10 protein-coding genes are annotated in these 11,993 nt (G+C 54.6%); 6 read left to right on the top strand and 4 right to left on the bottom strand.

Annotated elements, in window-relative coordinates:
- Positions 1–3 precede the first annotated feature (3 nt).
- Positions 4–1,131: a hypothetical protein gene (locus VFO10_RS06805; RefSeq protein WP_325138372.1), complete on the top strand. Its 1,128-nt coding sequence runs from the start codon at positions 4–6 to the stop codon at positions 1,129–1,131.
- Here the strand turns inward: VFO10_RS06805 and VFO10_RS06800 are convergent, their stop codons facing one another.
- Both VFO10_RS06800 and VFO10_RS06795 read right to left on the bottom strand, forming a co-directional pair.
- On the bottom strand, positions 1,132–2,127 hold the full coding sequence (locus VFO10_RS06800; RefSeq protein WP_325138370.1) for a hypothetical protein: 996 nt from the start codon (positions 2,125–2,127) through the stop codon (positions 1,132–1,134).
- Between the two features lie 145 nt (positions 2,128–2,272).
- Positions 2,273–2,551, bottom strand: a complete 279-nt coding sequence (locus tag VFO10_RS06795; protein ID WP_325138368.1) for a YheU family protein — start codon at positions 2,549–2,551, stop codon at positions 2,273–2,275.
- A gap of 50 nt (positions 2,552–2,601) precedes the next feature.
- Between VFO10_RS06795 and VFO10_RS06790 the strand changes: the two genes are divergently transcribed.
- Entirely contained in the window at positions 2,602–3,111 is a 510-nt protein-coding gene (locus tag VFO10_RS06790; protein ID WP_325138367.1) for a GAF domain-containing protein, read from the top strand.
- 1 nt (position 3,112) lies between these two features.
- On the opposite strand, the gene VFO10_RS06785 is transcribed toward VFO10_RS06790, so the two are convergent.
- Together VFO10_RS06785 and VFO10_RS06780 are read right to left on the bottom strand one after the other, a co-directional pair.
- Positions 3,113–4,480: a class I SAM-dependent methyltransferase gene (locus VFO10_RS06785; RefSeq protein ID WP_325138366.1), complete on the bottom strand. Its 1,368-nt coding sequence runs from the start codon at positions 4,478–4,480 to the stop codon at positions 3,113–3,115.
- Positions 4,481–4,541: 61 nt separating this feature from the next.
- The gene (locus tag VFO10_RS06780) at positions 4,542–4,991 is read right to left on the bottom strand and encodes a hypothetical protein (protein WP_325138365.1); all 450 of its coding nucleotides are present in this window, start codon (positions 4,989–4,991) and stop codon (positions 4,542–4,544) included.
- Positions 4,992–5,217: 226 nt separating this feature from the next.
- On the opposite strand from VFO10_RS06780, the gene VFO10_RS06775 reads away from it, so the two are divergent.
- From VFO10_RS06775 to VFO10_RS06760, 4 genes are all read left to right on the top strand, one after another.
- Positions 5,218–5,631 carry an acyl-CoA thioesterase gene (locus tag VFO10_RS06775; RefSeq protein WP_325138364.1) on the top strand — a complete coding sequence of 138 codons (414 nt, stop codon included), beginning with the start codon at positions 5,218–5,220 and terminating at the stop codon, positions 5,629–5,631.
- A 92-nt stretch (positions 5,632–5,723) separates the two neighbouring features.
- The gene (locus VFO10_RS06770) at positions 5,724–6,656 is read left to right on the top strand and encodes a ComEC/Rec2 family competence protein (protein WP_325138363.1); all 933 of its coding nucleotides are present in this window, start codon (positions 5,724–5,726) and stop codon (positions 6,654–6,656) included.
- A 430-nt stretch (positions 6,657–7,086) separates the two neighbouring features.
- Positions 7,087–10,053 (top strand): alpha-amylase family glycosyl hydrolase, encoded by a 2,967-nt coding sequence (locus tag VFO10_RS06765; RefSeq protein WP_325138362.1) that lies wholly within the window; start codon positions 7,087–7,089, stop codon positions 10,051–10,053.
- Between the two features lie 256 nt (positions 10,054–10,309).
- On the top strand, positions 10,310–11,803 hold the full coding sequence (locus VFO10_RS06760; RefSeq protein WP_325138361.1) for a LysM peptidoglycan-binding domain-containing protein: 1,494 nt from the start codon (positions 10,310–10,312) through the stop codon (positions 11,801–11,803).
- The last annotated feature ends 190 nt before the right edge of the window (positions 11,804–11,993 follow it).

The raw sequence follows: 11,993 nt of genomic DNA, 5'->3' as shown, positions 1-11,993 counted from the left end.
TTCATGATGCGTGCTGGCACTTCGATACTCGCCGCCTGGGTTCTGATTCTTTCCACCAGCGAGGCATCGGCCTGGGGTGAACGGGGACATAATGCGATCGCGCGCGTCGCGACTCGGCTTGTAGCGGAAAACAAGGACCCTGAGGTCGCCGCCTTTGGAGCCCTTCTGCAAAGAAAAGAGCACATGCTGGGTCATCTGGCGAACGTTCCCGATATCGTCTGGCGCTCCGCTGGTCCCGAGGTCGATGCCGCCAATTCTCCGAGCCATTTCGTGGACCTCGATTATATTCTGCCCGAGAATAAAAAGCTGGAGGCCAAGGATGCTCCCGCTGATTTTGAAAGCTATAAAAAGGCTCTGCTCGCCAACTGCAGCCGCAAGGCCGGTGAGTTGAGCTGCGCGCCGGGGGAAACCGATGCCGATAAGATCAGCAAGGCCGGTCATGCTCCTTTCCGCGTGCAGCGTCTGAGTCAGGATCTGACGAAGACTCTTGCTGAGGTCAAAAAATTGGAAAACGATCCCAAAGCCAAACCCGAGGATCGCAATGCCTTGATCGACCAGGCTCTTCTTTATACGGGAATCCTCGCCCACTTCGTCGGTGACCTGGCCAACCCGCATCACACCAGTGCCGACTATGATGGCTGGCACAACGATCAGGGCGGGCTTCACAGTTACTTTGAATCCGAGCAGGTCGATGCGCAGAACCTGGATCTGGAAGCGGCGATGTTCATGGCAGCCCGGAAAGAGCAGCCGGCGCAAAAAATCTTTGGCAAGGACAAGGACCCTCTGCGCATGGCCTGGGAATTGACCATGGCCAGTCACGCCCGTCTGGATGCTTTGAATGAACTCGATCGCAAAACTTCTCTCGTGAAAAAGAGCGATAAAAACCTGCGGAAGAAAGCGGAACGCAAACCATCCAAAGCCGTGGCGAGCGACTACCGGAACTTTCTGGTCGAGCGTCTGAGCGTCGGTGCGGATGCGCTGGCCGCCGTCTGGGTGTCCGCCTGGGATGCCGCAGGCCGTCCGAAGCTGCAGGGCTATCAGAGTTACAATTATCCCGTGAAGCCCGACTTCATCCCCCTGGGATACGTGACTCCGGTCGTGGCGCAGGCGTCCAATAAAACGAATCTTTGATCAGGCTATGCGTTTTTGATTGTCCCGAAGGGCGACCAGGGATTTTTTCTCGGTCGAAAAGAAATGCAGGCTTGAATAGCGGGTATGACGATCTTTGGGACTCGCCGATACATCGAAGATCCCGATAAACTCGGAACGTTTTTCGGGATCGACGTTCACGATGAAAGCATTCACGGACGCGAAGCAGAAATAAAGTCCAAGGCCGGCGCCACCGGAATCGTTGGTCAGGTTCTGCACCTTCTCCCGGTCCCCACCGAAGCAATGCACCAAAAATTTCTGCAGCGTATCCCAGGTGATGGCACCGAAGGGATCGGAAATGGAAACGGCCAGCTTCTCACCGTCGCAGGCAAACTCCATGCGAGCCGCCTGCTTGGGTTTCAGGATGACCCGATTCTTCCGTGACAGATGATTGTAAAGCGACTGGCCATCGGCATCGCGCGGCGCATCATAGATGGCATTCATCAAAAGCTCTTCACAGAAAAGCTCGACGGCCTGCACCACGGTGTTGCGCAGATGAAAGCGCTTGCAGAATTCCACGATGGCTTCGATATATTCGCCACGTTCCGCCGAATCGCGGATGTGGAAGACTTCCGACTGGGTTCCAAAGCTCAGATAATGCTTCACGCCGAAGATGTCTTCCCCGTGCAGGATCTTCCGCACGGTACTGACGATGTCCCGCAGCTTCAGGCTTCCGTCACTATTTTTCGCAATGATATTGGTTGCGGGAATTTCCGGGAGCAGTGGAGACAGTTCTTCGAACTTGGAGTTGGTCAGGAGAATCACAGGCGTTTCGATCAACTTGCCCGCCATCTCCTGGCGGACGATGTCGTGATATTCCAGAGCATAGACGAGCAGGTCGTAAGTCCCCTCGCGCAGCTCCTTGATGAATTCTTCCGGGGAGGCTGGAATCAGGCAGTCACACGACGCAACCGCGAGCATCCTGCGGATATCGCGGGAATTCTGTTTTGCGTTGTCAAAAAACAGAACGGTTTTCATGGACCTGCCCTTTACGTGCTGCACAAGCGCCAGCTGTCCTCCAATCTACTCCCGTATTCGGAGCACCAGCCGGAAACTTGAGATAACACCCATGGGGTCCGGGAAAAACCTTAATATCCCATGCAAATCATTGGGTTAAGCGTATTTAAAAATCCCGGCTGATTTCATTAGGCCGGTCCTGTGCAGGTTGTGCGCCGCCTTTTTGTAGGGAGCGGAAGGCCTCGCGCGACAAAATATGGCAACTTTCGCTGAGTTCATCGTAACATAGGACGGCTTCCCCGCTTTTCAGCTTGCGCCGTATGCCTTCCACTTTCACTAATAAGTCCGGGTTAGACTGGCCGTAGTCCGTGCCTTCCCGACTGACAAACTCTTCGATCACACGGGTCAGGGTCTCAGGATCCAGGCGATCCACGGGAATTTGCATAATCAGAGCCTTTCTTCTATAACAGGCCTCGATCTTATGAGGAGACCATCATGCTTGACGCCCTCCCCCTGAATGCCGAGACCGCCAGCAAACGAGCCCATTATAGCTCCGTGTTCGCGAGCATCAAAGCCTTGCTTGAGAATGAAACCGATTGGGTGGCAGGCATGGCCACTGTGGTTTGCGAACTGCACCAGAGTTTCGGCTACTATCACTGGACCGGATTTTATCGCGTGGTGCGCGATCAGCACCTGAAAATTGGCCCCTATCAGGGCACCCACGGCTGTATTGATATTCCTTTCGCCCGTGGCGTTTGCGGGGCTGCGGCTCGCACGGGGAAGACCCAGCTGGTTCCCGACGTCGAGGCCTTTTCCGGGCACATCGCCTGTTCCAGCACGACCAAGAGTGAAATTGTGGTGCCTGTGTTCAATCCGAAAGGTGAGCTTCTGGCGGTTTTTGACGTGGATTCGAATGATCCCGACGCCTTTGACGAAGTGGATCAGGAGCAGCTTGAGGAAATTATGGCTTATTATGGCCAGCGCTTCCCCGGCATGCCCCGCTGATTTAGAAGTTCACGCTGCGGCCGCGACCTTCGACAAAGCGTCCGAACATGCGCTTCAGCATGGGCAGGACGTCGCTGGCGGGAAGTTCGAAGGTCGGCGCCATGACCTCGGCGATCTGCTGAAGGCTCTTCTGCCCATCGACCTGGGCCAGCACCTGGGTCAGAGTTAAATTCACGATCATCTGCTGCTGCATATCGGCCTGAATGGGAACCGGCATCCCGGTGTCGCTCAACCAGTTGGGCAGCGGCGTGTACGCGGGGCCCGGAGCGACCTCCTGAACCTTGCGCGCCATGAAGGTGAAAACTTTTTCACTGCGCTGCTGACAGCTCGCTGGCGAACGCAGATAAGGGATCACGTTCTCGCGCATCTGCAGAACCTCAAAGCCGCTCTCGGCGAGGATATCCGGTATTTCCTCGCGGCTGTAGCAAAGATGCTGCAGCCGGTGATGAAACACCGTCGAACCGAAATTGAGCCAGCGTGCGCCCGGCTTCATGATGCGATTGAGTTTCTTGGCAAAGCTGCGGAAATCCTGGGGCACGATATCTATGAGCCAAGGCGTCAGGAGCGTGTCGACGCTGGCATCCTGAAAGCAGGGATTCATCGCATCCGCCATCAGGAAGGAAAAACCCTGCTTCAACGTCTCCGGCGCCCGGCATTTCACGCGGCTGGCGCAGGCCTTGGCGTCGGTCGGCGCGATCGGGAATTCATAAAGATTCAAATTCCGACCGGCGAGCATGCGCTCGGCGACCAGCAGATAAAAGGGATTGATATCGACCGCGATGGTGTCCTTGCCGCCGAGGCGCCGATGGATATCATAGGCAAGGCGGCTCGGGCCGGTACCCAGGACCAGCATGGTGCCGAGGGGATGCGGCCCTAAGATCGCCGCGAGGATATCTTCGCAGATTTGATTTTCCTCTTCACCCCAGCCCCAGTCCCTCAGGACGTTACCGTAGTAACCCATCAGCTGCTGGGTTTCCGGCAAGGGAGTCTGGGCCGCCAGCTGCTGCTCATAGCTCGGGCCTTGGCCCAGGAGCAGGGGCTCGAAGAGCTTTTCCAACTCGCGATGCTGCTCGGTCTTGGCCTGCACCAGATGCTGCAGGCGTTCGCGCGTCTTCGGCAGAAGATCGAGCAGTTTCAATTCCATTTTCAGATTTTGAACATCGTCGTGCAGCTGCTGCAGATAGAAGCGGAAGCGTTGCGTCCAGTCAGCCTTCCATTCACTCGCGTTGGCGAAGACCCAGGGAAAGTCGCCCCAGACCGGAAAAACCGCCTGGCAGCCTTCACAGCGCAAAGCATCCTTGCCGCCCTGCACTTTGCCTGAACAAACGGGACAGCTCAACTTTTCAGCCAAAGCCTGGAATGCGCCCATGAAATGCCTCGTGGATTTTTGTAACATGATAGCATGGGCGGAAGGCAGGCTGGAAAGAATTTTAAATTTTTCGTTTCCCGATTTTCGGCATTTTACCAAGAGTCGTGACCTGATGGATGACAAGTCGCGGCGTGATTTCATCGGCATTGGCGTTGTAAGCTTTGACATCACGGATGGCCAGCTCGCGCAGACTTGTGAGCTGCACTTCCTTGACGGCCGACCAGCCCGCAGGCAAATCATCAAATACGAGCTCCCCTTCGTGCCCCAGGGCGGTCAGGGTGAATTGAAAAAGGCTGATTTCCTGTTTGCTGCGATTGTAGACTTCGACGAATGCCGCACCGGAATCCTTCGGCAGGTGCAGGATCATCAGAACGTGCTCGCTGGAACCGCTGTTATAAACATCTTTATGGGATGAAAAAACCTTGGGCTGCGGCACCACGATGGGAGCTGCATGCCCTGTGGCCATCGGGCCCAGGTAAAGACCCATCATGAGGGCTATAAATGTGCGCATACGAGACTCCTTCAAGGGCCTCCCCCATGGAGGCTTGTCACGCATCCTGCCATGAAATTCCCTTCCCGAGTGGCACCGGCTTTCGAAGGCCGAAACGCCTTGTTTTACCGGGCCTTGTCGATGTGCGCAGCGAAAGCGCGGTCCATCGACACTTTCGCCTCGCCTCCCGGAACGCGAATCGTTAGACTCAGGCCTTTTCCGAGCGCCCGTGTCAGGAGTATGCCGCATGGAATCCCAGGAATATCTGTATGAAACGAAGGTCAGGGACGATCTGGTGGATGCGATGGGACATTTGAATCACGCATCTTATTTAACTATTTTTGAAGAGGCGCGATGGGACATCTGCCATGCGCAGAATATGACGATCGAATCCATGCAGGCCCGCGGCATCGGCCTTGTGGTGATCGAAGCGCATATTCAGTATCGCCGCGAGGTGAGGGCTGGTGAAGGTCTGCTCATAAAAACCCGCTTTCGCGATGTGCATAGAAAGCTGTGGCGCGTGGAGCAAACCATGGAGAACGCAGCTGGTCAGCTGTGCTCGCATGTGCAAATCAAAGGCGGCATGTTTGATCTCAAGGAAAGGAAAATGCTGCTTGCGGATAGTGAATGGCGAGCCATTTTCCTCGGTCAAAAATTATAAAATCAATTCGCAAAACATTTATAAAAGCTTCGCTTGTGTTTTCTTCCTTGAGCTGTCAAAGAACTAAGTAAAGAACATAGGGAGAACACGCGATGTTGAAAACGATTGCGCACTGGCTCATTGCAGCCGGTCTGGGCACGTCTTTGCCTGTGACGGCAGGCGTGACCGAAAACCGACCTCTGTCACCCAAATGCAGCTTTCGCTCCGCAGGACCTCAAGAGGATTTCTCACGCTATGGATTAAGGATCCTTTCCCTTTGGGTCAGTCACGGCGATGCCACCCTGATTCGCCTGCCGAGTGGGGAAATTGCCTTGATTGATAGCGGCCAGGATTTCGCGGTAAAGGATTACCTTGTTCCTTTTCTGCAACAGCATGGCATCAAGGAACTCGATTACTTCATCGTCACGCATTATCATGGCGATCATTACGCAGGAAAAATCGAGAAAGATGGCAAGGTTTACGTCGGCTATCGTTACGATGAATCCAGCCCGCGCATCCCCGTGAAAAATTTTTGGGATAACCGGACCTTCCGCCGCGGAGATGAATTCAACTGGGGCGGAACACGGATGTTCATCCTCAATTCACTCTATACGAATGAATGGTCGGATGATGAAAATCATCGCTCGCTTTCGTTTCGACTGGAATACAATGGCTTCACCTATGCCTTGGGCGGCGACATCTACGCGCAGGAGCAGGATCGCATCCTGAATGATTTTCCGGATCGCGTGCGCGTTCACGTTTATCGCACCAATCATCACATGCATGGGTCGGCGAGCTGGAACTACTTGAAAATGAGTGATCCCGTGCTGTTCGTGACCTCGGCGGAGCAGGCTGTCTATGAGCGGGAGACGTATACCAAGATTCTTGCGGGCGTCATGGATCAGTTCCGTTCGGGCGGTGCGCGCTTTCTGGAAAACCTTCTGACTCTGGAAAAAGGCAACATTCTCGTCGGTGCCAACAGCGACGGGGATTGGAGTTACGGCTGTCAACCGACAGGCCAATACATCAGCGCCTTTCAGCGCTAAGAAAAATTCTGCAGCCACTGATATTTTTTAAGACTCGAACAAAGTCAAACGGGGAACGCCGCTCACAGAGCGGCGCTCTTCACTTCGCATTCAAACCACGAAAATGTCGGAAGCCCTGCGTGATCCCGTAAAAAATGTAAAGAATCCTCGTCACATGCAGAAGCCACCCCAGCCGCTCTGAGATAGATCGAGAACAGTGAACACTGACATCAGCAGTTTCCCTATCAAGGTCATAAAAGCCTGATCTACTGCCTTTTTCACCGGGTACAGTTGTTTCATAAATAGGAACCCACCTGTGGGTTGGAATAAGTATTTTTTGTTGCGCCCGCTGGGCCCGCGAAGAATAATGCGCGCTAGCCTGAAAAATTGACCTTACAGACGTCATCCGTCTGTGAGGAACGCTTTGTCAGCCACTTCAAGGGGGACTATCATGAAACTCAGGAACCTCACTCTGGCCCTGGCTTTACTGGGCACGTTCGCGCGCCCGGCAGCCGCGGTCCCGGTGATCGCGGCACAATCGGAACTGTCCATTCAAAGTCTGAGCATCGACTCGATCGAAGAATTTCCTGTCGCTGTCGATAAGCAGCAACGCCTACGCGCCATCGCACTTTTAGCTGATGGAAAAAAGATGGCCTACGATGGCCGCGTGCGCTGGTCCACGACGAGTGACCTCATTGAGCTAACCGACAGCGGCTTCGTCACGGGCCTGAAAGCGGGCAAGGCCTTGGTTTCGGTGAGCGCGGTCGATAATCCCGCTCTGAAAGCGTCCCTTGAAATCGAAGTTCAGAAAGAACCCGTCTACGTGTATTTCCAGGCTCCGAAAAACTGGAGCAAGGTCAACGCCTGGTACTGGTATCTGGATGGCAAAGCCAATATCAGCGGCATCGACGACAGCGGCAAGCCCCACAATGCGATCACCACTCCCAGTCAGGGTGCGTTTCCCGGTCCTGCGATGCAGCCGGTCGCCGGCATGCCGGGCTGGTTTTTCATCGCTCTGCCGCGCTGGGATGATCCCATCTATGCCGGCAAAAATCTTGTGAAGCAACCGATTCGCGTGGTCTTCAGCAATCCCGACAACGGCGAGAAAACCCGTGATTTCGCCCACTATGATGGCTGCTTCCTCTCCTACAATCGCTATCTGCGCGGCAACGTCATAGATGGTCGCTGGGATGGTCCACTGAACTGCCCCGCCTTTCCCAAACGCCTGCGCGTCATCGCCGAAGGCCGCGGCGGCCCGATCTGGGGTCCGAGTGGTTTCGTCGATCTGATGACCATGGGCAGCCCGAGCGTCACCACGCGATTCACCATAGACGGTTCCAAACCTTCTCTGGAAAACGGCACGGAGTTTCCCAAGAATGCCCTGATCCTGGAAAAGCAATTCGATGCCAAAGGCGAGGCCTTCGTCTGCGCGTATGCTCAGGACAAGCGTTCCGCGGCTGCGACCGATGAGTGCTTCCGCTTTTATCGTCCGAGCTTCGATACAGCCACGAATTTCCCAGGTCTCGGCGCGAGCTATAACGAGGCCGCGACCACGTTCGCCATCTGGTCGCCGGATCGGAACAGCGTCGAACTCTGGCTCGATGGGCAGACCATTCCCATGGGCTACATCGGTGATCAGGTGAAAATGCCAGGCGTCTGGGCCGTCACCGTCCCCGGCAATCACTATCTGAAGCGCTATCAGTACCTGCTGGATGATGTCGCGGTTCGTGATCCTTACTCCGTGATGGTCCAGCCAGGCACCGATTATAGTATCGTCATGGATCCTGCGCGCATCGCGCCGAAGGATGGCTGGGCTCCCACGCCGCCGCTCGTCAATCGCGAGGACTCGATTGTTTATGAATTGAGCATCCGCGATTTCACCAATGATGCCAGCTCGGGCGTCAGTCCGGAAAATCGCGGCAAGTTCATGGGCCTCGTCGAAGCCGCCAGCTATCTTTACAAGGGTCAGAACGGAGCCAATCCCAATATCAAAACCGGGATCGAGCATCTGAAGGAACTCGGCGTCACGCATGTTCAGATCATGCCCGTCTACGATTTCGCGACCTGCGGCCTGAAAGATCCGAAAAATGGCCCGAACTGCTACAACTGGGGTTACGATCCCGAGAACTTCAACGTTCCCGAGGAACGCTACTCCACGACGCCGATGGATTATGAGAATCGCGTGCGCGAATTCCAGACCATGGTCAACGAACTCCATAAAGCCGGCATCCGCGTGGTCCTGGACGTGGTCTACAACCACACCTGGATGCGCCCCTTCCGTGAAGCCGATGAAGGCGAGAAATATTTCGGCGACATCACCGGGAAATACTTCCTCTTCGACAACGAAGGCTTCGGCTATCAGCTGACCGGGACCGGCAACACCATCGACCCCAAAGATCCCATGGTGAAAAAATACATACAGGATTCGCTCGAATACTGGGTGAAAACCTATAACATCGATGGCTTCCGCTTCGACGTTGCCGGCGTATTCGATTACGCGGAAATCACCGATTGGATGACCTATCTCTATCAACGTTTCCCCGAGAAGCAGATCCTCGGTTACGGTGAACCCTATACCGCGCTTCCCGATCCGGATCCGAATCACTATCGTCTGTCCAATGCTCAGAAAATGGTCAACGCCAAAGGTGAGAAAGCGCAGTTCGGCGGTTTCAACTTCACCTATCGTGAAGCCATCAAGGGGAACAACGATAGCGGCTATGGCGGCGGTTACGCCTTCAACGACACATACAATGCTACGGCTATCATCAATGGTTTGCGCGGCAGTCTGGGTAATGATGATATCTATCAGTCTGCATTTGGCGACGATCCTGTTCAGACCATCAACTACGCGACCTCGCATGATAACCTTAACCTCTGGGATAAAATCAACGCCTGGGCCGGCATTCAGACTTTCCAGGTGAGCAATGACTACAAAAAACGCATAGCAGCGTTTACCAATGGCATCGTCCTCGTTTCGCAGGGCATTCCTTTTATTCACAGTGGTGAAGAATTTGCGCGTACCAAGGGCGGCGTCCCGGACTCTTACCAGGCCGGCGATGCGATCAACCGCGTCCACTGGGAAAAAAAGGCAGAATTCAAGGATCTCTTTGATTTTTATAAACAGATGGTGAATATCCGCCGCCGCTTCGCGGGTCTCCGTCTTCCCACCAAAGAAGAAATAGATCAGTCGATGTCGGTGAAAGCCTTGGGCAGCGGCCTTTTTGAACTGAAGGTCAGCCCCAATGGCAAAAATCGCTCCGAGCTTCTCGTCCTCCTGAACTCCGGCGCGGATCGCGAGTATTTCCTGCCTTCGGGCGATTGGAACCTCGCAGCAGAGCAAGGCCGGGCCACCCAGGAGCGCAAGGTGTCGGGCCGCGTGATCGCCGGCGGCACAGCCGTGACCTTCTTTTACCGTTAAGACCTCTCTCTGGGCGCCTATCCGGGCGCCCTTAAAACACCCCAGTCCAATAAGCCAATTCAAATAACTTCTTGTTTTACCAAGATTGACTAGGTAACCTCTCCCTGCAAAACGGCGGAAGCTGTGTTATTATAGAGTCATCTTTTACCCTGACTCGCCGCATCGCTGAGCCGGACGGGGTTTTCTACCATTCAGACTTGTGCTCATCCAAAGTCTCTAGCGACTTGTCGAGCCTTTCTCGAAACAAGGGGACATCATGAAGCTAAAAAATCTCAACCCTTTGTTCCTTTCTTTATGCGTCGCGCTTCCCTATGGCTGCTCGACGACCTCGCATAAAGAAGAGAGCACGGACATTGCTGAAGTTGAATCCGAAGACGACGGTTCCGTTCAACCCGAAGTTGAACCCACCGAAATCGACGAAGCCATAGATGATGAATCAACCACCAAATCGGCCGAGACTGTTCCAGAGATCGGGTCCGAGGAAGATGAAATCAACCAGGCCCTGAAAAACGGCATTCCCATCGAGTTGAACGACAAGGTCGAAAAATGGATCGACTACTTCGTCAATAAAAATCCGGAAGCCTTTCAGCGTTTCATGGACCGCGGGCAGCCATACAAAAAAATGATCGTGGCCATGCTGCGTGATCGCGGGATTCCCACCGAGCTTTATTACCTGGCCATGATCGAAAGCGGTTTCGTGCTGCACGCGAAGTCCCCCATGGCCGCTGTCGGCTTTTGGCAATTTATTCCCGGCACCGGTCGTCGCTATGGACTGCGCGTGGATAATTACGTCGACGAACGTCGCGACCCGCGTCGCGCGACCATCGCGGCGGCGATGTACCTTTCCGATCTGAACAACGTGTTCGACTCCTGGTATCTGGCTCTGTCCGCCTACAACGCGGGTGAGATGCGCATTATGAATGCGATCATGCGCGGCAAGTCTCGTGATTTCTGGCAGCTCGTGAAAGACAAGCAATTGCCGGCCGAGACGATGGACTACATTCCTAAATTCATGGCTGCGTTCCTGATCGGCACCAATCCCGAAAAATACGGCTTCCGTCGTCCAACCCAGGATGCCAACGAAGATCTGGTCGCTGTGAATGTGCCCTCGCCCATCTCGCTGCATACCGTTTCCGAATATGCGAGCGTGCCCCTGGTCACCCTGCAGGTCGCGAACCCGCATCTTGTGAAGGGCATGACGCCTCCCGGTACGCAGAACTATAAGATCTGGGTGCCCAAGACCTTTGTCAGCAACGTCAATGACAATCAGGAACGTCTGGCCACGGCGCGCTTGAATATTTCGTCAACCCGCATTGCGAAGGTGGAAAAAGCCGATCGCGCGGACAAGGCGGACAGTTCGCCCAAGGCTGCACTGGCCAACAAGAAGTTCCATCGGGTCAGACGCGGTGAGCACCTCGCGATGATTGCTGAAAAATACGGGATGACCGTCGGCCAGCTGAAAGTTTTCAACCGCCTCACGAGCAGCACCATTCGTCCCGGCATGAAACTGAAGATCCGCGGCACCGAGATCGCGGAGGCAGACGATAACAAAAACGACCGCGACGATAAAAGACTTGTGGCGGACACTGATACCCGGGGTTCGGGTACCTACCGCGTGCGCCGCGGGGATAATCTGCACGAGATCGCCAAACGCTTTGGCGTCAGCGTGCAGTCTTTGAAGAAGATGAACAAGCTGCGCCGCACCGATCTGAGGATCGGTCAGGTGCTGAAGGTTGCAAAAAACGGCTGAAAACAGCCTGACTCTGATGGAAAAGACGAGCTGAGGGCGACCTCAGCTCTCTCAAGTTTGGACAAAACTAGGCCACGGCTGTCGATATTATTGTTGATTTATCAAAATGCAGTCGTGGTCCGTCCATTGCAAATTCGACTTTTTCCAGCAGTTCCCGCCTAAACTCTGTCAGCAAGTCTGAGAAAGTAAC

The organism is Oligoflexus sp. (assembly GCF_035712445.1).
GTDB lineage: Bacteria > Bdellovibrionota_B > Oligoflexia > Oligoflexales > Oligoflexaceae > Oligoflexus.
Note: the sequence above shows the minus strand (reverse complement) of the source record. Positions and strands in the feature narration are given on the sequence as shown.